Here is a 21,557-nt window from a genome sequence, read left to right as displayed (position 1 = left end):
GTGCACGTGCAGGACGTCGGCGCCGGTGGCCGTCGCGCGCAGCCCGCGCACGACGTCCGCCGTGGACGCCGCCTCCCGGTGGCTCACGGCGGGTCCGGCGGTCTCGCCGGTCCGGGGAGCGCCGCCGACGACCACCACGTCGTGCCCGGCGGCCGCCTGCGCCCGCGCGAGGCGGGCGACGTGTGCCTCGACCCCTGCGTACCCGTCCGAGCGGACGGCGTGCACGACCCTCATGCCGGCCCCAGGGTCGCCAGGACCTCGAGGTAGCGCGCCGCCACCGCGTCCCAGTCGAGGTCGGCCACCGAGGCGCGCGCCGCCACCCGCATCTCCGCGTGGCGCGACTCTCCCGGGGCCGGCAGGGCGTCGAGGGCGCGCCGCACCCCGGCGGCTGAGCGGTCGACCAGGTAGCCGTTGACGCCGTCCACCACCACGTCCCCCGCGTACCCGACGGGCGTGGCGACGACGGGCAGGCCGGCCGCGAGGGCCTCCAGCACGACCAGGGCGTTGGCCTCGTAGGCGCTGGCCAGCACGAGGGCGTCGCCGGCGTGCAGGTAGGGGCGCGGGTCGGCGACGGCGCCCGCCAGGTGGACGCGGTCGCCGACGCCGGCCGCCTCCGCGTGCCGACGGGCCGCAGCGACCATGTCAGGGGTGCCGCCCACGACGACGACGCGCACGTGGGGGAGCCCGGCGGTCGCGTCGATCAGGAGGTGCAGGCCCTTGCGCTCGTGCTCGTGCCCGACGAAGACGGCGACGAGGTCGTCCGCCCCGAGGCCGAGCCGGGACCGCGCCTCCGCACGCTCGGGTGCGGTGGGCGGGCGGAAGCGGTCGAGGTCGACCCCGTTGCCCACCACGTACGACGCCGGCCGCAGCCGGGGATAGGTGGCACGCAGGGCGGCCTCGTCCGTGGCGGTGAGGCTGACGACCGCACGGTGCGTGGTGGACGAGTAGCGGAAGGCGTCCCGGACGGCGGTGAGCAGGTGGACCGGGTTGCGCACCATGCGCCAGCGGTACCGGCCGCGGGCGCGCATCGCGACCCGCAGCAGGCCGTGGTTGACGTACACGTCGCCGGCGAGCGCGTCGTTGTGACACACCACGAGCGTCCCGGGCTCGCGGCGGGCCGCCCGCCGGGCGAGCACCGTGCCCACGGTCGAGAACCACGCCACGCGCGCCAGCAGCACGAGGCGGCCGCGCAACCCGGGGCCGGGCTCCGGCAGCCAGCGGCCGGCGGCGTCGTCGAGCGTGAACCGCGCCGTCGTGACCCCCGCCCGGCTCCACGCCTGCTCGAGGGCGTGCGCGACCCCCGCGACCCCGCTCCCGGGGGAGATCTCCGGTGCCACCTGAAGGATCCTCATCGTGCCCCCACGAGGGTGCGTGGCGGGGCGAGACCGCCGGTGAGCCGGGCGAGGGGCGGCGCCGAGCCGGCCTCGAGCCGGCGGGCGCGGGCGAGCGACTCGGCGCCGAGGCACACCCCGGCGACGACGAACGGGAGCGTCACCTGGACCGAGACCCAGAACAGGTCGAACTGGCCCTGGGTGAACCGGACCAGCAGGACGGCGACCGCCGTCGTCCCGTAGCGGGGGTCGAGGCGCCACAGCACGACGACGCCGCCGAGGAACAGCAGGAGGAAGCCGACGAGCCCGACGACGCCGGCGGACGACAGCACCTCCAGCTCGGCGTTGGGCGGCTGGAACGTGTACTCGGTGCGCCCGGCGACCCACCAGCGCAGGCCGACCCCGAACAACGGGTCCTGCCGCCACACGTCGATCGCCTGCTGGTACCAGGACAGCCGCTGGTAGGCGGAGTTGAACTGGTCGCCGGATGCCAGCTGCTCGCGCACCACCGTCACGACGAAGTACAGGGCGGGCACGATGCCGAGGAGCACGAGCCGGGAGCGCCGGCGGTGCGGGTCGGGCCGCAGCGACACGACGAGGATGCCGACGACCAGCCCCACGAGGGCCTGACGGGCCTGGGAGGCGACGACCCCGGCGCAGAGCAGCGTGAGGGCCGGGACCGTGAACCAGCGTGGCCACGCGACCCAGGTCGGGCGGGCGTGCACGAGGACGGCAGCCATGCCGAGGACGCAGCCGATGAAGTTCTTGTGCATCGGGATGGGCCACTCGAGGTACACGGCGCCGGTGTTGCCGCCGGCGAGCTGTCGCAGCGCCACCAGGCACGTGAGGACGGCGATGACCAGGCACGGCACGAGGAGGAGGTTGAGGCCGAGCCGCGCGCGTCCGCCGCGCCCGACGGCCCACCCGACCACGAGCGCGCCGCCCGTGGAGAGCCATGCGTGGAACCACTCGACGGTGTTCTGCACGTAGGGGTGCGCGATGACGGTGAACAGGGTGGTGACCTGGTAGACGGCGGTCAGCCACAGCAGGGTGCGCATCGGCGGGGAGAACGGGCGCGGCGCGAACACGACGGCGAAACCGAACGCCGCTGCGAGGGCGAGGTCGCTGAGCGACAGGTCGACCCCGCCCCCGCCGACGCGCTGCACGACGACGAGGGCCGGCATCGCGAGGACGGGCACGGCGACCGGGTCGTAGACCGTGAGGCCGACGGCGAGGACGAGCAGCGTGGCGGCGGCCGCGACGGGCAGGGAGACGGGGACGAGCACGCCGATCCCGAGGAGGACGGCGGCGACGAGGACGGCGCCGAGCAACCAGGCGACCGAGCGGCTGGCGACGCCGGCCCGTGACCGGCTGCCGGTGACGGCGCGCCAGACGCGGGTCACGGCGTGGCCCCCTGGCTCGTGGGCTGGCTCGTGGCGACGCGCGCCGACGTGTCGGGCGCCCGGCGCAGCACCTGCCGCTCCACGCGGGCCGGTCCGCGCAGGTAGAGGCCGAGCCGGCGCCGTGCCGCGGCCTGCGCGTCCGCGCGGTCGGTGCCGCGCAGCGCGACGGTGCGGCCGGCGGCCCCGACGACGGCGCCCGCGCGGGCGACCTGCCAGCCGAGCGCGCCGTGATGCTTGCGCAGGTAGTGCTCCTGGGACGCGTGGAAGTGGGTGTCGCGCCGGCGCGGGTCGTCGCTGGTCGCGGCACCGAGGTGGGTGGCGGTCACGTCGGGCACCACCCGGTGCTGCCAGCCGAGCCGGTTGGCGCGGTACGCCCAGTCGGTCTCCTCCGCGTAGAGGAAGAACCGCTCGTCGAGGGGGCCGACGGCGGTGAGGGCCCCGGCGGCGAGGAGCAGGACGGAGCCGATGACGAAGCTGCGCTCGGGCGTGGTGCGGCGCCAGCGGGCCAGCCCGACGGCCTCGACCCACACGGCGGCGGGAGAGGGATAGGGCCATCGCACCCGCGCGTGCCGGCCCTCGGCGTCCACCTGGGCGGGGCCGACGCTCGCAGTGCGGGGCTCGGCGTGCAGGGCACGGTGCAGGCGCTCGACGTCGGCAGGAGACACGACGGCGTCGGGGTTGAGCAGGAGGACGTCGCGTCCGGGCGCGGAACGCCGGGCGAGGGCGTGGTTCACCCCGGCGGCGAACCCGAGGTTGCGGCCGGGGTCGTGGTAGGCCGCGCCGGCCTCGCGCGCGATCCGGGCGATCTCTGCGGAGGAGGAGTTGTCGACGACGGTCAGCGGCAGGCGGCCCACCAGGGGGGCGAGCGCCCGTCGCACCAGCTCGGGCGCACCGTACGCGACGAGGACGACCTCGGGCGGCTGGTCGACCGCCGCGGCGTCGTCTGCGGGGCGCGCGACGGCGTCGTACAGGTCCTGGTACCGGCGGGCGACCGAAGCCCAGGAGCACGTGGCGGCCCTGCGCAGCCCGGCCTCCCGCAGCGCGGCCGCGGCGGGGGACCCGGGAGCGGCGTGGCGCAGCGCGTCGTGCAGCGCGCGGGCGTCGGCCGGGGGGACGAGGATGCCGGCGCCTCCGACGACGTCGGGCAGGGCCCCGGTGGCGCTCGCGACGACGGGGACGCCGCACGCCATCGCCTCCACGGCGACGCGGCCGAACTGCTCGGTCCAGCCCGGGGTGGGCACGGACGGCACGGCGAGCACGTCCAGCCCGCGGTAGAAGGCGGGCAGCGCCTCGTCGGCGAGCGGCCCGAGGAACGTCACGCGCCCGGCGTTCCCTGCGGCGCGGGCGCGCAGCGCCGCCTCCTGGGGTCCGCCGCCGGCGATCCGCAGCTCCAGCCCGTCGTCGTCGGCGACAGCGTCGAGCAGCACGTCGACGCCCTTGTGGGCGGCGAGCCGCCCGGCGTACCCGACGACGACCCGGGAGCTGTGGGGCTCCGCGGCGGTCCCGGGGGCGAACGTCGCCGGGTCGACGCCCAGCGGGATTACCTCGACGCGGCCGCGGGCACCCTTGGCGCGCACGACGTCGGCGGCGTCCGCGTTGCACACCGACACCCCGGCGGCGGTGCGCAGCACCGCCGACTCGATCCACCGGAACGGCGGCGGGTAGCGCTTGGTGAGGTTCTGCGCGGAGTAGACGACGACGGGCGCGGCAGGCCCGGTGCCGCGCCCGCGCCATCGGTCCACGAGTCGGCGCAGCGCGCGGAGCGCGAGCACCTCGGCGGTGGCGAGCGCGAACGGCTCCTCGTGCACGTCCAGCACGTCCCACCGTTCGCCGAGCGCACGCCACAGGGGGCGTGGGTCGTAGACGAACAGGGCGGGGTGCCGGCCCAGCGTGCGGACGCCGGTCACCGGCTCGCCGGGCTCGGGGCGCAGCGTCACGACGGTGCCGCCCTCGTCCCAGCGACGGGCGGAGAGCAGGTGGACGTCGACGCCGAGGCGGCGCAGCTCCCGTTCGCGGGCGCGCCACGCGCCGACCACGGCGCTGTGCGACACACGCAGGACCTTCATGCCAGCGATTCTTGCCCGGCGCGGGCCGCTCCGGACGGCCCGGGGCCCAGAATCACCCGGGTGGAGAACGGCGGTGGCTCCGGCGTTTTCCACCCGCCCTCCACCCGTTTTCCACCCGCTCCGGAGGTTCCGGGGCGGGGCGGCGCGTGCGTAGGTTCGACGCGACGACGGCCGGGACGAGCGTGCCCGGCGGGAGGGGAGCGTCATGCGCGTGCTGGTGGACGGCGACCGGGGATACCTGGGTGCGGTGATGGTGCCGGTGCTGCGTGCGGCGGGCCACGACGTGGTCGGCCTCGACGTCGGGTGGTACGACGGCTGCGACTTCGGCGCCCAGCCCGACGGGTACGAGCAGCGCACGGGCGACGTGCGTGACGCGACCCCCGAGGACCTGGACGGCTTCGACGCGGTCATCCACCTCGCGGCCATCTCGAACGACCCGATCGGGCACCTGAACCCCGACGCGACCTACGACGTCAACGCCCGCGGCGCGGTGCACATGGCGCGGGTCGCGAAGGAGGCGGGCGTGCCGCGCTTCCTGTTCTCCTCGTCCTGCTCGCTCTACGGGGCCGGCGGCGACGCGCCCGTCACGGAGGACGGCGAGTTCCACCCCGTCACCCCGTACGGCGAGAGCAAGGTGATGGCCGAGCAGGGCATCTCGCCGCTCGCCGACGAGTCCTTCTCGCCCACCTACCTGCGCAACGCGACGGCGTACGGCTCGTCACCTCGGCTGCGGGCCGACATCGTCGTCAACAACCTCACCGGGACGGCATACACGCGCGGCGAGGTGCGGCTCCAGTCCGACGGGTCGCCGTGGCGCCCGCTGGTGCACGCCCGCGACATCGCGGCCGCGTTCCTGGCGGCCCTGGAGGCACCCCGCGAGGTGGTGCACGACCAGGCGTTCAACGTCGGGCGGGACGAGGACGTGGTGCAGATCCGCACGATCGCGGAGCAGGTCAGCGAGATCACCGGCGCCCCGGTGTCCTTCGCCGACGGCGCGGGACCCGACGCCCGCAACTACCGGGTCGACTTCACGAAGATCCGCACCCTGCTGCCCGCGGCCGACCCGAGCTGGACCGTCCCGGACGGGATCCGGGAGATCTGGAAGGACGCCGCGGACCGTGCCCTGACGGCCGACGACTTCGAGGGCGCGCGCTTCGTGCGCCTCGAGCGCATCCGGCAGCTCGCGGCCGACGGCCGCCTCGACATCTCCACGCTCCGGCTGCGCTGAGCCGGCAAGGACCACGGAGGCCACCATGACCGACACCACCGCTCACGTCTCTCACCGCCGCGGGCCGGACACCGCGCCCCTCGACCACGCCTGGCGGGACCGGTGGAACGGCTCGTCCGAGGGGGTCGTCGTGCTCGACCTGGGCATGCAGCCGCCCGCCGACCTGTTCCCCGCGCCCTCCGATCCGACCCCCGACCCGGAGCACCCGCTGCGGATGGTGCTCGGCACCAGCACCGGGCTCGCCCAGCTCGAGGCCGACCCGACCACGCCCGAGGAGCCGCGCGGCGTCGAGCCTGCGGCCCTCGTCGCGCAGGCCGAGGCGGCCGTCGACCAGGCGGAGGCGGCCGGGTTCGTCCGCCGTGGCACGCGCGTCCTGGAGTACCCCAGCCCGCACGGCGGCACCTGGGTGGAGCAGCTCGCCCGTCGCGAGATGGTCGAGGTGACCGAGGGGCCCGCCGAGCTGATCGTCGACATCTTCGGGATGATGCACGACGCCGACCAGCGCGCCGCCCTCGTCGAGCGCCGCGACCGGCTCGCCGACGACGGCGTGCTCCTTATGCAGTACCACACGCTCGCCGCGATCATGCGCGGAGGGATCTGGAACGCGCTGCGGCACGGGCACTTCGCCTACTACTCGACGCCCGCCCTGGTGCGCATGGGCGCGGAGGTCGGGCTGACGGCCGTCGGCGCGTGGGAGTACCCCCTCTACGGGGGCACGATCATGCTGGCGTTCGCCAAGGACGGCTCCCGCTGGGGCGCGCAGGCGGACGACGTCACGACGATGGTCACCCGCGAGGAGGCGGAGGGCGTGCTCGACCCCGCGTCGGTCGCGATCCTGGGCACCGCGCTGCGCGAGTCCGTCGCGGAGATCGGCGCGTACCTGAGCGACACCAAGGCCAAGGGGCTCACCGTGGCCGGCTACGGTGCCGCGTCGCGCACGTCCGCCCTGCTCCGCGCGTCGGGGATCGACCGCTCGCACGTCGTGGCCGTCGCGGACGCCTCCACCGCCAAGCACGGCCGCACCATGCCGGGCAACCGCATCCCGATCGTGTCGCCGGACGACCTCGTCGGGCTCGTCCCCGACCGGGTGCTGCTGTTCGTGCCCGACCTGCTGGACGAGGTGCGCCGGGCCCTGCCTCAGATCGAGGCGAACGGCGGGCGCTGGGTCGTGCTGGACCCGATGCCGCGCGAGGTGTGACACCCGGCCGAGAGTCAAGGGCGCAGCGATCTGCTTCACAGGTCCCAGCCGTTGCGCGATCAGCTAGTCGGGGGCGGTGCAGTCGCCCACCGTCTCGCCAAATTCCCGTGCCTCGATCTTCGAGCGCACCTCGTTGGTGACACGGCTCGACGGCACCACCGAGACCTCGATGGTGGCGGCTTGGTCGATCACTTGGGCGTCTGCACAGGCAGCGAGCAACGTCCACTCGTCGGTGTTGGACTCGTCGAAACTTGCGGCCACGCCGACGACCGGAGACACGTCCTGGATGACGAAGGACGCGTCATCCGGCACATGCTCGTTCACGACATCGAGAGTCTGCCCCGGCGCGTCCTTGACGCTGAGTTCGTCGGGCCCCTCGCAGGCTGCCAACAGCACGGAGGCTCCGATGGTGAATGCAGCAACAGCGAAGGCGCGTCGCCTCACTTGAGGCCGCACGTGATGTCGTTCGGGTTCGGGTCGAATGCGTAGAGCCACTTGCTCTTCTTGCCCGAGATCGTGAATCCCGCGACACGCGTCTTGGGCTGCACCTTGTAGTGATATCGGCTGCCCTGCGCCCAAGCCTTCCAGGTCTTGCCTTTCTTCATGCTTGGTGACGTGCACGCCTGTTGCATGGTGACCGACGTCGAGGACGAGAACCCGAGGCTCGCCGCGACGGACTTGCGCGAGACGCCGAAGCTTGTCTCGATCGTCCTGGTCGCGGTCTTCCCCCTGCTGATGGTGCACCTGCCGCCACGAGTCGTGATCGTGCACCGCCCGATCTGCTTGGACCGGTCTGTGTAGTACTTCGCGATGCGCTTCTTGTTGACGACCGACTTTGTCGTGACCGGGATCGTCGGGAACCACGTGTGCACGGGAGCGCCTGCCGACACCACGGCCACCACCCGTGCCGATGGCCCCTCGTGAACCGGCGCGGCCAAGGCGGCGGAGGCGCCGGCACCAACCATGCCCAGGGCGACGACGGCTGCGGTGAGCGCTCGGGGTGCGCTTCTCATGAGATTCCTCCCGTATGTGTGACGATCTCGCGGACCTCGGGTCCGCTTCGAAAAGCGTTTCCGGCTCGACAGGCCCAGTCAACTGCCTTGCGAGATTTGCAAGGGGTGCCCGTGTGTGGGTGGCCTCGCTACCTCGCGTCCGTCCGCGAGTGATCTCGATCAGTCCGCACACAGTCCGCAACACGGCCGCACGGGACCGTTCGCAGCTACGCCTGGCCAACCTCACCTCGGCAGGATTCCAACGCTGCTGGCTCCCGCATGGCGGCCCGACCGTCGGTGGCTAGTTCTGGATCAGCGCACCCGCCAAGGTGTTCATCGCCTGACGCGGGGTGCCCGAGCCGACGACGACGCTCTTTACCACGGGACAGGTGCGCGACCTCGTGGAGCGGATGCTCAAGGCGTTCGGGCGTCGGCTCGACCTCAGCGGCCCGTTCGTGGACGCGTCGCTGCCGGGCGGCGAGCGCCTGCACGTGGTCATCCCCGACGGGGCGGCAACACGGAACGGTGTCGAGGGCCAGGCACGGTTTGCCGCTAACGTTCGCGGGGTGAAGCGTGTGCACGGCGTCGCCGCGACCACAGTGCTGTGCAGCGTCCTGGTGGTCGCGACGGGATGCGGTCCTGATGGGGTAGCCGTACCGCCGGGGGCAGATCGCTTGTCGACGTGCGATGCGCAAGTGGTAGAAGTTGTCCGGCTCGAGAGCGCTGGCGAGCCAGGGTGCAACCTCGTCGGGTCAACGTTGCTGTTTCCGGACGGTGTGACGTTCGGTGTGCCCCCGGTCGGCAACGCCGCTGGCCAGGAGGACACGCGAAAGCCGGGTGTTCAGCGAGTCGTCGTGAACTGGGGGGTGCCCGGCGTGGGGGCTGCGATCGTCAGGGATGGCCGGCTCGCCGAGATCTGGGCGAGTAGCCCGGACGCGAAGGACCTCCAACTTGAGGCGCTGCGCGCCGATGGGGTCGCGACTTCCTAGCTCTGCAGCGTCGTGCGAGCGGGCGGTGTGCTCCCTGCCGCCAGGCCGGCCGCGGTGTGCCTATACCGAGCGCAAGTTTCCCGACGTCACGCGTGAGCACATGGCTGTGAACATCCGCAAGCACCTGGTACGGGCGGACCACCTGGACCACCTGGTGCGGCTCGGCACCCTCACGCCGCACCAGGATTCGGGCGCGGCGCTCGGCCTCACGGGCGGCGAGGACGGTGCGGTGCTCGGCGCGGGCGTCGTGCGCGAACCGCTGGCGGCTGCCTTCGGGGCCGCGCAGGGCTTCCTCAGCCTCGGCCGAGACGCGGGTGCGTTCGGCCCGCAGCGTGGTCGCGGCGGTGTCCTCGTTGCTCGCTGGACCTCCTCAGCGGCCCAGGCTCGCCTTGTACTGCGCCCAGGTGAGGCCGTGCCGGTCACGGTCGGAGACGACGGTGACCGGGCCGGGCCACGGCACGGCGAGGTCCGGGTCGTCGAAGCTGACGGTGACGTCCTCGTCGGGTCCGTAGAAGTCGTCGATGCGGTAGACGAAGTCGGTCACCGAGGTCAGCGCCTGGTACCCGTGCAGGAACCCGCGCGGGATGTAGACCTGCCGGCACACCTGGTCGTCGAGCAGGAACGTCTCCATCTGCCCGAAGGTGGGGGAGTCGGGCCGGGCGTCGATCGCCACGTCGAGGACGGCGCCGTGCGCGCAGCGCACCAGCTTCGCCTCGCCGGCGTTCGACCGGCCGTGCAGGCCGCGCACCACACCCTGGTACGAGCGGGACTGGTTCTCCTGCTTGAAGCCCGCCGGGTCGATCCCTGCCCGGGCGACGACGTCGACGTCGAACGTCCGGGAGAAGTAGCCGCGCTCGTCCCGGTGGGGCGTCGGCTGGAACACGACGAGGCCGGGGATGGACGTCTCGATGATCTCCATGCGGCCCACCGTAGGGCGGGGCAACCGCGTCGTCTCCGCCTCGGGCGGATGAAATCGTGCCCTAGGGCATGCCCGACGGGGTGAACTCGTCCGACCCGCCTTCCGCACCCGCCGACGTGCTGCTCAGACTTGTCAGGACCGCCCCGGCAGCCCGCGCGGGGCCCGCCATCGAGGAGCGCGCGATGCCCCAGAGCGCCGGTACCGCCACCAGCCCGGCCGTGGACGCGCCCCGCGCCTTCACCGCGTCCACGGCGGCACAGCGGCGGCTGCACGAGCTCGTGCCGGGCGGCGCGCACACCTACGCCCGCGGCTCCGACCAGTACCCCGAGGCGATGGCACCCGTCCTGGTGCGCGGCGAGGGCGCCAGGGTCCTGGACCTGGACGGCAACTGGTTCGTCGAGTACGGCATGGGCCTGCGCGCCGTCACGCTCGGGCACGGCTACGCGCCCGTCGCGGACGCCGTGGCGCGTGCGGCGCACCAGGGCGTGAACTTCTCCCGGCCCTCGGTCTGGGAGCTGGAGGCGGCCGAACGGTTCCTCGCCCAGGTCCCCGGAGCCGAGATGGTGAAGTTCGCCAAGAACGGCTCCGACGTCACGACGGCGGCCGTCAAGCTCGCCCGCGTGGCCACGGGCCGCGACCTCGTGGCCGTCTGCTCCACCCAGCCGTTCTTCTCCACGGACGACTGGTTCATCGCGACCACGGCGATGTCGGCGGGCATCCCGCAGGCGCACCGCGACCTGACCGTCGGCTTCCGCTACAACGACCTCGACTCGGTGCGCGCCATGCTCGACGCGCACCCCGGGCAGGTCGCCGCGCTCATCCTCGAGCAGGCCACCGCGACGGCCGAGCCGGCGCCCGGCTTCCTCGAAGGGCTGCGCGAGCTGGCCGACCGCGACGGCTTCGTCCTGATCTTCGACGAGATGATCACCGGCATGCGCTGGGCGGCGGGCGGGGCCCAGTCCGTGTACGGGGTGGTGCCCGACCTGTCCACGTGGGGCAAGGCGCTCGGCAACGGCTTCTCCGTCTCGGCGCTCGCCGGCCGCGCCGACCTCATGGAGGTGGGCGGGCTGAACACCGCCGCCGCGCGCGCCTTCCTGCTGTCGACGACGCACGGCGCGGAGACGACGGGCCTGGCGGCCCTGCTCGCCGTGGCGGACACCTACGCCGAGCGCGACGTCGTCGGGCAGATGGAGACGCAGGGCGAACTGCTGCGCGCGGGGGTCGAGCAGGCCGCCGCGGAGGCGGGCCTCGCGAACCACGTCACCGTCATGGGGCGTGCGTCGTGCCTCGTCTTCGGCACCCGCGACCACGAGGGCAACCCGTCCCAGGCGTTCCGCACCCTGTTCTTGCAGGAGCTGCTGGAGCGGGGCGTGCTGGCCCAGTCGTTCGTCATCTCTGCCGCCCACACCGACGCCGACGTGGAGCTCACCGTCGAGGCGGTGCGCGGCGCGCTCGAGGTCTACGGCCGCGCGGTCGAGGCCGGCAGCACCGACGGCCTGCTGCGGGGACGGCCCGTGGCACCCGCGATGCGGGAGCGCGCCGCGCCCCGCCGCCTCCCGGACAGCGGTCCGGAGCAGGCCACCACCACGCCCGGGGAGGTCGGACGATGAAGGTCGTGCTGTTCTGCGGAGGGCTGGGCATGCGGATGCGCTCCGGCCCGGACTCGCTGCCCAAGCCGATGACGCCGATCGGCTCCCGCCCCGTCCTGTGGCACATCATGAAGTACTACGCGCACTTCGGGCACACGGAGTTCATCCTCTGCCTGGGCTACGGCGCGTCCGCGGTGAAGGACTACTTCCTCGACTACCGCGAGACGCACTCGAACGACTTCGTGCTCACCCAGGGCGGGACGAAGGGCGGCGCCGAGGTCGAGCTCCTGTCCAGCGACATCAGCGACTGGCGCATCACGTTCGTCGACACCGGCGCCGACACCGCCATCGGGGAGCGGCTGCGCCGTGTGCGCCGCTACCTGGGCGACGACGAGGTGTTCCTCGCCAACTACGGCGACGTGCTCACGGACGCGCCCATGGACCGCATCGTCGAGGACTTCGTCGCCACCGACGCCGTCGGCTCCCTGCTGGCCGTGGACCCGCAGGACTCCTTCCACGTCGTGAAGATCGACGCGGACGGGATGCTGCAGGGGATCGAGCCGGTCGCCGACATGGAGATGCGGATCAACGGCGGCTACTTCGTGCTGCGGCAGGGGATCTTCGACTACCTCGACGAGGGCGACGACCTCGTGATGGACGGGTGCGTCCGGGCGGCGCGTGACGGCCGCTTCCGCGCCGTGCGCTTCGACGGCTTCTGGGCGCCGATGGACACCCTGAAGGAGCGGAACGCGCTCGAGGAGCTCTACCGCACCGGTCGGTGCCCGTGGGCGGTGTGGCGGGACGACCGCCCCGCCCTCGCGCCCGTCCCGGCGTCGGTCCCCGCCGCACGGGTGCCAGTGGCGCCCCGGATGCGCGCCGTCGGGGCGTGACCATGATCGACCTGTCCCTGCCGCCCGGTCCGTTGCACGTGCTGTGCCTCGGCGCCCACCCCGACGACATCGAGATCGGCTGCGGCGGCCTCCTCCTGGGGCTCGCGGCGCGGGGCGCGGTGACCGCGACCTTCGCCATGCTCACCGGCACGCCCGAGCGGCAGGCGGAGGCGCGCGACGCCGCCGAGGCGTTCCTGCCCGGCGCGCGCGTGCGGTTCTGGGACCTGCCCGACGGCCGCCTCCCCGGCCGCTGGGACGACGTCAAGGCCGCGCTGGAGGAGCTCGCGGGCGACGAGGCGCCGCACCTGGTGCTGTGCCCGCGCCGCGACGACTCCCACCAGGACCACCGGCTCGTGTCCGAGCTCGTCCCGACCGCCTGGCGAGACGCCCTGGTGCTCGAGTACGAGATCCCGAAGTGGGACGGCGACCTCGGTCCGGCCACCCACTACGTCCCCCTCGACGAGGACGCCGCCCGCCGCAAGGTCGAGCTGCTGTCGAAGAGCTACCCCTCGCAGACCGGCAGGGACTGGTGGGACGAGGAGATGTTCCTCGGCCTGATGCGGATGCGCGGGGTCGAGTGCCGTCACCGGTACGCGGAGGCCTTCGTGGCGCGGAAGGCGGTGCTCTCCCTCGGTGGCCCCGCATGAGGGTCGGCCTGCTGGGCGGCTGGGGCACCGGCAACCCGGGGAACGACGCCACGGCCCGCGTGGTCGCCGACCACCTGCGCGGGCAGCACGACGTCGTGCTCGTCACCTACGCCGGCCACCCGCTGCCCGTCAGCGGCCTGGAGGACCTGCGCTGGGCCCCGCTGGGTGACGACGCGCCACCCTCCGGCCGCACCCGCGCCGGCCGCCTGCTGCACCGCGTGCGGTCCGCCGTCGACAGCCTGCACCGGGCGTGGCGCACCGGACGGGACGTCGGCGCGCTCGTCATCGCCGGTGGAGGGGTCTACGAGGCGGAGGCGACCGCCGGGGTCGGCGTGCTGGGTGCGCTGGCCCTGGTCGTGCTCGCGTTCGCCAGCAGCACCCACGGCCGACGGCTCGTCGTCCTCGCCGTGGGCGGCACGACGGTGCGCAGCCGCGCCGAGCGCGCGCTCCTGGTGCTCGCGACGCGCCGGGCGTCGTACCGGTCGTTCCGCGACCAGGCGAGCCGCGCCGCGCTCCTGGAGATGGGCGGCGCGAGTCCCGACGACCCCGTGCGGACCGACGTCGTCTTCGCCAGCGCGCCGGACACACCGTCCGCGCCCGAGCCTGGCGCCGGCGCCCCTGCGGCGCACGAGGGGCGTGGCCTGCTCGCGCTCGGCGTCCTGCGGTTCCCGTGGCTCGGGCCGGGCGGGCCGGCCGACCTCGCTCTGACGCCGTACGTCCAGGCGCTCGCGGAGACGGTCGCGCAGCACGTGACCGGGGGCGGCACGGTGGCGCTCGTCGGCGGCGACGTGTCCGACCTGCCCGTGGCCGACGCCGTGCGGTCGGAGGCCGCACGCCGGCTGGGCGACGCGGCCGTGGCGACCTCGGTGGAGGTGTGGGGCGCGCCGCCCTTCGCGGAGTTGGTGCCTCGCCTCGCCCGCTGCGACCTCGTCGTGGCGTCGCGGTTCCACACGCTCGTGGCGGCGGTCGTCGCCGGCCGGCCGGTGCTCGCGGTGGCGGACCGGGCGAAGGTCCGCTCGCTGATGCGGGACGCCGGCCTGGCGTCCTGGGTCCTGGAGGCTCGCGGTCTGGAGGCGGCCCGGCTCGACAAGCTGCTCGGCGAGCTGCGGGACCAGGAGACCGCCGTGCGCGACCTCGTCGTCGCGGCGCGGGACCGCCTGGCCGGGACCGCCCGGGAGCAGCTCAGTGAGCTGGACGCGGTGCTCGCGCGGCCGGCCGCGGCCGGCCGCTGACCCGCCGCCGCACCCACGACACGGGAGCGCCCGGTGCGAAGCGGGCCGCCCACAGCAGCTCGCCCGCCGCGGCACCCATCCGGCCCTCGGCGACCGCGCGCCGTGCGGCGCGGGCCGCGCTCCAGGCGGCGAACCGCCCGTTCGCGGCGAGGCTCGCGTCGTGGTCGGCGACGAGGTCGTCGCGGCCCTTCTCCAGCGCGTTCCAGCGGTGCAGCCGCACCACGTGGTCGATGCTGCGGCACAGCTCGCGGTGCCGGCGGGTGTTGTTGCCCTCGTGGTGCCGGTAGTCGACCAGCGTGCCCGGCACGAAGGTGAACGGGCCCTCCAGCGCGACCTTGAGCACGAGGTCGAGGTCCTGGGCGCGCCGGAACGCGGGGTGGAAGCCACCCACCCGCAGGAAGGTCGAGCGGCGCACCATGACGTTCGGCAGGATGATCCCGGTCTCGCGCCGGAGCACCTCGTGGACGTCGCGCACCTGACGCTGGTCGGCGGGCACCAGCTCGCGCCCCTGCGCGTCGATCGTGCGCATCCCGCAGTAGGCGAGGACGGCGTCCGGCCGGGCGTCCAGCGCGGCGACCTGGCGGGCCAGGCGCTCGGGGTGCCAGCGGTCGTCGTCGTCGAGGAAGACGAGCAGGTCGCCGTCGGTGCGTCGGACCCCCGCGTTGCGGGCCACGGAGACGCCCGCGTTCTCCTGCCGGTGGACGGCGACCTCGGGGAACTCGTCGGTGATCCGGCGCAGGGCTGCCGGGTCGGCGGACCCGTCGTCGACGAGCACGGTCTGCACGCGCGGGTAGGTCTGGTCCCGCACGGAGGCGAGGGCCTCGGCCAGGTGTGGCCCGCCACGGTCGGTGGCGACGACCACGGACACGAGCGGCGCGGAGGTCGCGTCGGGTCGGTCGTTCACGGCAGCTCCTTCGGCCCGCGGGCGGCCGGTCCTCGGGCGAGCGTCGGCCGCACGCCGATTCTGCCCACGGCCACGCGCGCACGGGGAGGGCGCGGCGGCGATCTCACCCGGCCCGGCGCCGATCTCACCCGCCCCCGGCCTCGGCCCCGGGGAGGGCCGGCCCTACGCTCGAACGGGAGCCCGCGGCGACGGAGGACAGCATGGACAGCACCCAGCCCGACGGCCCGGCCGCGACGACGCGGCGCGGCCCGGCGCTCACCGTGGGCGTGCCCGTCTTCGAGGGCGAGCGGTTCCTCGAGCGCACCCTCACGGCCCTGCGCGACCAGGACCTGGCCGACGTCGAGGTGATCGTCGCCGACAACGGGTCCACCGACCGGTCCGCCGCGATCGCGGACGCGTTCGCCGCCGCCGACCCACGCTTCCGCGTGCTGCGCAGCGACCGCAACCGGGGCGTGCCGTGGAACTGGAACCGCGTGCTCGCCGAGGCGAGCGCGCCCTACTTCATGTGGAACGGCGCGGACGACGTCGTGCGTCCGGCGCACCTCGCGCGCTGCCGGGCCGCGCTGGAGGAGCGGCCCGACGCCACCATCGCCTTCTCCCGGGTCGCCCTGGTCGACGTCGACGACCGGCTCGTGGGCGAGATGGACGACGACGGCCTCGACCTCGACACGGGCCGGCCGTCGCAGCGCGCGCGAACGTTCCTCGCGCGGCACGCGTACCAGGTGATCGGCTTCGGCGGGGTGCACCGCACCGACGTCCTGCGCCGCATGGGCGGGCTGCCCGCCTACTACGGGGGCGACGTGGCGCTCGGGGTCGCGATGGCGCTCCGCGCCCCCTGGGTGCTGGTGCCCGAGCAGCTGTTCGTCTCGCGCCGGCACGACCAGCAGACCAACAAGGTGCAGGGCGGCGACGTGCTCGACCAGGTGCGCACCTACGACCCGGGGTTCTCCCGTCCCGTGGCGTTCCCGCAGTGGGAGCTGCTGCGGCAGCTGTTCGCCGCGTGCCTCACCGCGCCCGTGCCCGCCGCCGAGCGCGCCCGCGCCGTCGACGCCGTCGTGCGCGAGTGGGCGGTGCCGAACTGGCGGTTCTACCCCTACGACGTCAAGCGCAACCTGGTGCGGCTGGTGCGCGGGCGGTACGCGGGGGCCTACCACTCCGGGTCCGGCTCCTCGGGCCGGCCCGACCCGGCCGAGGGGATCGCCTGATGTCGACCTGGCAGACAACGCGCCACCGGGCGGCCGACGCCGCCCGCACCGCCGGCGGGACGGCCGGCCGGGTCGTCGTGGGCGGGCTGGCACGGGTGCTCGGCCCGGCGCGGATGGCGGCCTGGTCCGTGGCGGTCGCCGACGACCGCGAGGCCGCGCTCGGGCGGGTGACCGAAGAGCTCACGCCCCTGGACGACGTCACGCCCGCCGATCTCGCGGGCGCCTACCTGCGGGGGTACGTGCTCATGGGCCGCGGCGGGGAGGCCCGCCCGCAGCTCATCCTGCGGTACGTGCGCCCCCGCGCGGTCATCGACGCCGCCAGCGCTCGGGTGCCGTCCCGGGTGCGCACCTACCTGCGCCGCGGCGACCTCGAGATCGGCGACTCCATGCCGTTGGAGCCCGTGATCCGCGCGTGCGCCGAGCGCGAGCGGACCTGGATCGTCGAGCCGGTCGTCCAGGCGTGGCTCGCCGCCGACGCGGCCGGGCTCGTCACCACATGGACCGCCTCCCGGGACGGCGTGCCCGTCGCGGGCATGTGGGGGATCGACCTCGGCCGCACGTACGGCATCGCGAGCATGTTCCACACCGAGGACGGCGCCGGCGCGGTCGCGATGGCCGCCCTGCTCGGGCAGCTCGGCACGCGCTGGGACCTCGTGGACTGCGGCAGCCTCAAGCCGCACTTCGCACGGTTCGGGGCCTACGAGGTCACGCCCCAGGAGTTCAGGGCCCGTGTCCTCGCCGGAGTGGTGGGCCCGTCACGGACGGCGCCGGAGACCGCCCAGGACGACGTCGTCCCCGCCCAGGCCGTCGCCCGCTGACGCCGGCGCCGCGCTCAGCGCGAGGCGTCGGTCGGGGCCGGGTCCGGGGCCGGGGCGGGGGACATGGACGGGCGCCGGGCGGCGAGGCGCTCGGCCTCGCCGGCCTCGAAGTCGTCGCGCAGGATGCTGTGCAGGCACCCCGCGTCGCGGCGCTCCTCGCCGGGCCCCGTACGCACCGAGTAGGCGTCCGGGATGATCGTCTCCACGGCCATCCCGAGCCGGCGGGTGGCATAGCACGCCACCCGGTTCTCCACGCTGTGGGTGATCTCGATCCGGCCGATCTCGCCGGTGCCGAAGATCCAGCGCATCGCCAGCCGCCCGGCGACCAGGCCGTGCCCGTGCGCCCGGGCGTCCGGGGCGAGGGCGATGGCGTACTCCGCCGTCCGGTAGTGCTCCCGCACCCGCCAGATCGACAGGTCGCCGACCGAGGCGCCCGTCGCGACGTCCTCCAGGAGCAGCAGGTACGGCCCCCGCTGGCGCTCGATGCGCCGCCGCGTCCAGCGGAGCAGCTCCTCGTACTCGGCCCGGGTGGTCCGTGGGCGGTCCCCGTTCTCCCACAGCTCCATGCCGGGGGCGTTCTCGAAGGCGAGGCGCCATTCGGCGTCGGACTCCTCGTAGGGGCGCGCCCGCAGGCCGAGGTACGTGAATCCCGAGAGCGGGAACGGGGGCAGCTGGAGGTCGTCGTACATGCCGAGCCGCCATCGCAGGGCCTCGCCGGCCGAGGCGCGCAGGCGGCGCGCGGCGGAAGGAGCCGCGGTGACCTGGTGCGCCACGCGCGTGACGGTCTGGGTGAGCGTCATGATGTCTCCTCGGCGGGCTAGGACTGCTGGGACTGCTGCTGGGACTGGGCTAGGACTGGGCTACGACATCACCTGGGCGAGTGCGGAGCCGAGCTCGGCGTGCACGACGCGCCAGTCGCGGGCGACGGCGCGCTCGCGGCCGGCGGACTGGAGGCGGCGCAGCAGGGCGGCGTCGTCGGCGAGGCCGGCGAGGGCGTCGGCCAGCGCGTCGGCGTCGTCGGGCGGCACGAGCACCCCGGCGTCGCGGACGAGCTCGGGGATGCCGCCCACCGCGGAGCCGACGAGGGCGGCGCCGGACGCCATGCCCTCCAGCACCGTCAGGGGGCACGGGTCGGGCCAGCGGGACGGGACGGCGGCGACGTCGGCCCCGGCGAGGGCGGCCGCCACCTGGTCACGGGGCACGAAGCGGCGGAAGGAGATCCGGGCGCCCGCGGGCGCGGCCAGCCGGCGCAGGGAGCGTTCGTAGGCGGTGAGGGGCGCGTCGGGCGCGAACCCGGCGCCGCCGACGACCTCGAGCCGCACATCGGGCCGGGCGAGCCGGCGGACGGCCTCGACCAGCACGTGCACGCCCTTGTCGGGGATGGTCCGCCCGACGTACACGACCCTCAGGACGCCGTCGTCGGGTCGTGGGGGCGCCGCGAAGGCGGCGGGGTCGACGCCGTTGCGCACGACGACGAGCCGGGGCCGGACCGACGGCGGGAGCAGGTCGGCGAGCGCGCCCGCAAGGTGGTCGCTGACCGCCACCACCGCGGCCGCCGGGCCGAGCACCCGGTCCGCCTCCCGGCGGGTGTACGTCCGCAGCAGCTGGTTGTGCGCGTACAGCACGCCCGCGTGCCGGGCGGCGTCCACCAGGGGGACGGCCTGCGGCAGGTTGTGCGCCAGCACGACCGACGACTCCCACGCGTGCTGCCCGGAGAGGGCCGTGCGCAGCGGGCGGCGGGCGCCGGGGCGCACGGCGAGGGCGCGGCCGAGGGCCAGGTCCGCATAGCGGTCCCACCGGCGTGGTGCGGCGAGGGCGTACTCGATCGCGTCGGCGCTCGGGTAGCGGTCGGCGTACGTGCCGGCGGCCACGAGGACGCTGGGGCGTGGTGCGTCCGCCGGGGTGGCCGCGGACAGGCCGTGCACCACGGTGGGGACGGCGCTGCCGGTGCTGGGGGAGTAGTGGTCGCCGGGCGTGAGCAGGTGCAGCAGGCGCCGCGTGCCGGCGGCGGGGCGACCCGTCGCGGCGACCGGCGCCGGTGCGACCTGCTCAGATGACATCCGCGAACCCTCGCTCCAGCTTCTGGAACACCAGCGAGCCGGCGAGGAACACGCCCACGGCCACGACGGCCAGCCCCACCACCTGCCACCAGGGCGGGGCGGCGAGGCCGAGCAGCGACCAGCGGAAGCCCTCCATCAGCCAGGTGAGCGGGTTGATCACGAACAGCCAGCTCAGCGACGACGGCACGTTCTGCTGCACGGACTCCAGCGAGTAGGCCACCGGGGTCGCGTACAGGGCGAGCTGGAGCACCCACGGCAGCGCGTAGGCGACGTCGCGGTACTGCACCGTGACGGCCGCGCCCGCCATGCCCAGGCCGCACGCGAGCACGACAGCCGCGAGGACCCACAGGGGCGTCGCGAGGACGGCCCACCCCGGGTTGATGCCGTAGACGAACAGCATCACCACGAGCAGCACGAACCCGACGAGGAAGTCCAGCAGCACCGCCAGCACGGACGACAGGGGCACGAGCATGCGCGGGAAGAAGACCTTGGACACCAGGGCCTGGTTGGCCACCAGCGAGGGCGCGGCCCGGGCCACGATCCCGTTGAACAGGTTCCACGCGAGCATGCCGGCGAGGCTGAACGCGAAGTACGGCACCCCGCCGCTGTCCAGGCCGGCGACCTGCCCGAAGACGACGGCGAAGATGCCCGCGGACGCCAGCGGCTGCAGCACCACCCATGCCACGCCGATGACGGTCTGCCGGTAGCGCAGCACGATGTCGCGCACGCCGAACCGGTAGAGCACCTCGCGGGCCTCCCACAGCTCGCGCCAGCGCGGCATGTTGAGCCGTCCGGGCGGTGTGATGACCGTGCGCGGCAGCGCCGCGCGGGTCGGGGTCTGGGTCGTCATCGGGCCCTCACCACGTCTCGTACTCGAAGTCGGCCAGCACCGCGCCGTGGGTCAGCGCCTCGTCCGAGGTCACCTCGGGGTACGGGGGCACGGGGAGCACCTCGAAGGACGCCGCCCCTTCCCACGCGTCGAGGATCCCCGTCTTGCACAGGTAGAGGTCCACCGTGTAGCGCCCGGGCTTGAGCCAGAGGTCCTTGATCGTCAGGGCGCCCTTCTGCTCGGCACCGGGGGAGAACCAGGCGCCGACCAGGCGCGAGTCGCACTGGACCACGATGTTGCCGTCGGCGTCGTTGATGTGGCAGGAGACGAAGTACTGGCCCAGCAACCCGGGGTTGGCGCTGACCGAGAACTCCACGGTCTTGTCGTCCACGGGCTCGGGCGTGACGGAGCCGAGAGCGACGTGCGTGAACCGCAGCTCCCCGGTGCCGGGCCGCCGCTCGGCGTCCTGCTGGGACACCTGGAAGTCGTCGAAGCTGTCGCGGTAGGCCGCCATCGCCTCGTCGACGGTGCCGTGGTGCACCAGCGTGCCGCGGTCGAGGTACATCGCCGAGGTGCACAGGGCGGACACCGTCTGCGCCTGGTGGCTCACGTACAGCACGGTGCGGCCGTCCTTGGCGACGTCGCGCATCTTGGCCAGTGACTTCGCCTGGAACTCGGCGTCCCCCACGGCCAGCACCTCGTCGATGGCGAGGATCTCCGTCTCGAGGTGGGCGGCCACGGAGAAGGCGAGCCGCACGTACATGCCCGACGAGTACCGCTTGACCGGCGTCTCGAGGAACGTCTCCACCCCGGAGAACGCCACGATCTCGTCGAAGCGGCGCTGGATCTCCTTGCGTCGCATCCCGAGCAGGGCGCCGTTGAGGTAGATGTTCTCGCGGCCCGTGAGCTCCGGGTGGAACCCCGTGCCGACCTCCAGCAGGCTGCCCACGCGCCCGCCCAGGTCGATCGACCCGGTGGTCGGGGCCGTGATCCGGGTGAGGATCTTCAGCAGCGTGCTCTTGCCGGCGCCGTTGCGCCCGACGATCCCGACGGCCTCGCCCCAGGGGATGTCGAAGTCCACCCCGTCGAGCGCGCGGAACTCCTCATAGTGGGCGCGCTGCAGCGGGTGACGCAGGCGGTACAGGACCGCCTCCGTCGCGCGGTTGGTCCGTAGACCTCCGCGCGCGATCCGGTAGCTCTTCGACAGTCCTCGAACGCTGATGGCGGTATCGGGCATGGTCGTCCTCGCACTCCCTC

20 protein-coding genes and 1 pseudogene are annotated in these 21,557 nt (G+C 74.2%); 9 read left to right on the top strand and 12 right to left on the bottom strand.

Annotated elements, in window-relative coordinates:
* The 4 genes and pseudogenes from ACFT55_RS03750 to ACFT55_RS03735 all read right to left on the bottom strand — a co-directional run.
* Positions 1-234: pseudogene (locus ACFT55_RS03750) on the bottom strand (hypothetical protein); the annotation flags it as partial.
* Positions 231-1,337 (bottom strand): glycosyltransferase family 4 protein, encoded by a 1,107-nt coding sequence (locus ACFT55_RS03745; protein ID WP_380241619.1) that lies wholly within the window; start codon positions 1,335-1,337, stop codon positions 231-233. The pseudogene ACFT55_RS03750 and the gene ACFT55_RS03745, both read right to left, overlap by 4 nt.
* Before the next feature lie 11 nt (positions 1,338-1,348).
* Positions 1,349-2,734: an O-antigen ligase family protein gene (locus ACFT55_RS03740; RefSeq protein WP_380241617.1), complete on the bottom strand. Its 1,386-nt coding sequence runs from the start codon at positions 2,732-2,734 to the stop codon at positions 1,349-1,351.
* Positions 2,731-4,800 carry a glycosyltransferase gene (locus ACFT55_RS03735; RefSeq protein WP_380241615.1) on the bottom strand — a complete coding sequence of 690 codons (2,070 nt, stop codon included), beginning with the start codon at positions 4,798-4,800 and terminating at the stop codon, positions 2,731-2,733. Before ACFT55_RS03735 ends, ACFT55_RS03740 begins: the two co-directional genes overlap by 4 nt.
* A 205-nt stretch (positions 4,801-5,005) precedes the next feature.
* On the opposite strand from ACFT55_RS03735, the gene ACFT55_RS03730 reads away from it, so the two are divergent.
* Together ACFT55_RS03730 and ACFT55_RS03725 are read left to right on the top strand one after the other, a co-directional pair.
* Entirely contained in the window at positions 5,006-6,028 is a 1,023-nt protein-coding gene (locus tag ACFT55_RS03730; RefSeq protein ID WP_380241613.1) for an NAD-dependent epimerase/dehydratase family protein, read from the top strand.
* 25 nt (positions 6,029-6,053) lie between these two features.
* Complete coding sequence (locus tag ACFT55_RS03725; RefSeq protein ID WP_380241611.1) at positions 6,054-7,226, top strand: transferase; 1,173 nt, start codon at positions 6,054-6,056, stop codon at positions 7,224-7,226.
* 63 nt (positions 7,227-7,289) lie between these two features.
* On the opposite strand, the gene ACFT55_RS03720 is transcribed toward ACFT55_RS03725, so the two are convergent.
* Both ACFT55_RS03720 and ACFT55_RS03715 read right to left on the bottom strand, forming a co-directional pair.
* On the bottom strand, positions 7,290-7,622 hold the full coding sequence (locus tag ACFT55_RS03720) for a hypothetical protein (protein WP_380241609.1): 333 nt from the start codon (positions 7,620-7,622) through the stop codon (positions 7,290-7,292).
* A gap of 44 nt (positions 7,623-7,666) precedes the next feature.
* Positions 7,667-8,239, bottom strand: coding sequence for a hypothetical protein (locus tag ACFT55_RS03715; RefSeq protein WP_380241607.1), 573 nt, complete (start codon positions 8,237-8,239; stop codon positions 7,667-7,669).
* 329 nt (positions 8,240-8,568) lie between these two features.
* Here ACFT55_RS03715 and ACFT55_RS03710 point away from each other — a divergent pair, with 329 nt between their 5' ends.
* On the top strand, positions 8,569-9,207 hold the full coding sequence (locus ACFT55_RS03710) for a hypothetical protein (protein ID WP_380241605.1): 639 nt from the start codon (positions 8,569-8,571) through the stop codon (positions 9,205-9,207).
* Positions 9,208-9,577: 370 nt separating this feature from the next.
* On the opposite strand, the gene rfbC is transcribed toward ACFT55_RS03710, so the two are convergent.
* Positions 9,578-10,126: a dTDP-4-dehydrorhamnose 3,5-epimerase gene (gene rfbC, locus ACFT55_RS03705; protein ID WP_380241603.1), complete on the bottom strand. Its 549-nt coding sequence runs from the start codon at positions 10,124-10,126 to the stop codon at positions 9,578-9,580.
* 182 nt (positions 10,127-10,308) lie between these two features.
* Between rfbC and ACFT55_RS03700 the strand changes: the two genes are divergently transcribed.
* Genes ACFT55_RS03700 through ACFT55_RS03685 form a run of 4 tightly spaced genes read left to right on the top strand, consistent with a single transcriptional unit; the run spans position 10,309 to position 14,484 of the window.
* Positions 10,309-11,736 (top strand): glutamate-1-semialdehyde 2,1-aminomutase, encoded by a 1,428-nt coding sequence (locus ACFT55_RS03700; protein WP_380241601.1) that lies wholly within the window; start codon positions 10,309-10,311, stop codon positions 11,734-11,736.
* Positions 11,733-12,605 (top strand): sugar phosphate nucleotidyltransferase, encoded by an 873-nt coding sequence (locus tag ACFT55_RS03695; protein WP_380241599.1) that lies wholly within the window; start codon positions 11,733-11,735, stop codon positions 12,603-12,605. Before ACFT55_RS03700 ends, ACFT55_RS03695 begins: the two co-directional genes overlap by 4 nt.
* Before the next feature lie 2 nt (positions 12,606-12,607).
* The gene (locus ACFT55_RS03690) at positions 12,608-13,252 is read left to right on the top strand and encodes a PIG-L deacetylase family protein (protein ID WP_380241597.1); all 645 of its coding nucleotides are present in this window, start codon (positions 12,608-12,610) and stop codon (positions 13,250-13,252) included.
* Positions 13,249-14,484 carry a polysaccharide pyruvyl transferase family protein gene (locus ACFT55_RS03685; RefSeq protein WP_380241594.1) on the top strand — a complete coding sequence of 412 codons (1,236 nt, stop codon included), beginning with the start codon at positions 13,249-13,251 and terminating at the stop codon, positions 14,482-14,484. The genes ACFT55_RS03690 and ACFT55_RS03685 overlap by 4 nt, the downstream gene beginning before the upstream one ends.
* On the opposite strand, the gene ACFT55_RS03680 is transcribed toward ACFT55_RS03685, so the two are convergent.
* Positions 14,435-15,388 carry a glycosyltransferase family 2 protein gene (locus tag ACFT55_RS03680; protein WP_380241592.1) on the bottom strand — a complete coding sequence of 318 codons (954 nt, stop codon included), beginning with the start codon at positions 15,386-15,388 and terminating at the stop codon, positions 14,435-14,437. The genes ACFT55_RS03685 and ACFT55_RS03680 overlap by 50 nt on opposite strands.
* A 200-nt stretch (positions 15,389-15,588) precedes the next feature.
* Here ACFT55_RS03680 and ACFT55_RS03675 point away from each other — a divergent pair, with 200 nt between their 5' ends.
* Both ACFT55_RS03675 and ACFT55_RS03670 read left to right on the top strand, forming a co-directional pair.
* Positions 15,589-16,593, top strand: coding sequence for a glycosyltransferase family 2 protein (locus ACFT55_RS03675; RefSeq protein ID WP_380241590.1), 1,005 nt, complete (start codon positions 15,589-15,591; stop codon positions 16,591-16,593).
* Positions 16,593-17,411, top strand: coding sequence for a hypothetical protein (locus ACFT55_RS03670; RefSeq protein WP_380241588.1), 819 nt, complete (start codon positions 16,593-16,595; stop codon positions 17,409-17,411). The genes ACFT55_RS03675 and ACFT55_RS03670 overlap by 1 nt, the downstream gene beginning before the upstream one ends.
* A gap of 14 nt (positions 17,412-17,425) precedes the next feature.
* Here ACFT55_RS03670 and ACFT55_RS03665 read toward each other — a convergent pair whose 3' ends face one another.
* Genes ACFT55_RS03665 through ACFT55_RS03650 form a run of 4 tightly spaced genes read right to left on the bottom strand, consistent with a single transcriptional unit; the run spans position 17,426 to position 21,537 of the window.
* The gene (locus ACFT55_RS03665; protein ID WP_380241586.1) at positions 17,426-18,211 is read right to left on the bottom strand and encodes a GNAT family N-acetyltransferase; all 786 of its coding nucleotides are present in this window, start codon (positions 18,209-18,211) and stop codon (positions 17,426-17,428) included.
* A 60-nt stretch (positions 18,212-18,271) separates the two neighbouring features.
* Entirely contained in the window at positions 18,272-19,471 is a 1,200-nt protein-coding gene (locus tag ACFT55_RS03660) for a glycosyltransferase family 4 protein (protein ID WP_380241584.1), read from the bottom strand.
* Positions 19,461-20,321, bottom strand: coding sequence for an ABC transporter permease (locus tag ACFT55_RS03655; RefSeq protein WP_380241582.1), 861 nt, complete (start codon positions 20,319-20,321; stop codon positions 19,461-19,463). The genes ACFT55_RS03660 and ACFT55_RS03655 overlap by 11 nt, the downstream gene beginning before the upstream one ends.
* A gap of 7 nt (positions 20,322-20,328) precedes the next feature.
* Positions 20,329-21,537, bottom strand: coding sequence for an ABC transporter ATP-binding protein (locus tag ACFT55_RS03650; protein WP_380241580.1), 1,209 nt, complete (start codon positions 21,535-21,537; stop codon positions 20,329-20,331).
* Positions 21,538-21,557: the final 20 nt, after the last annotated feature.

This window comes from Isoptericola sp. NPDC057191 (assembly GCF_042670225.1).
GTDB lineage: Bacteria > Actinomycetota > Actinomycetes > Actinomycetales > Cellulomonadaceae > Isoptericola.
The sequence above is the reverse complement of the archived record's forward strand: the minus strand, read 5'-3'. Positions and strand labels throughout refer to the sequence as shown.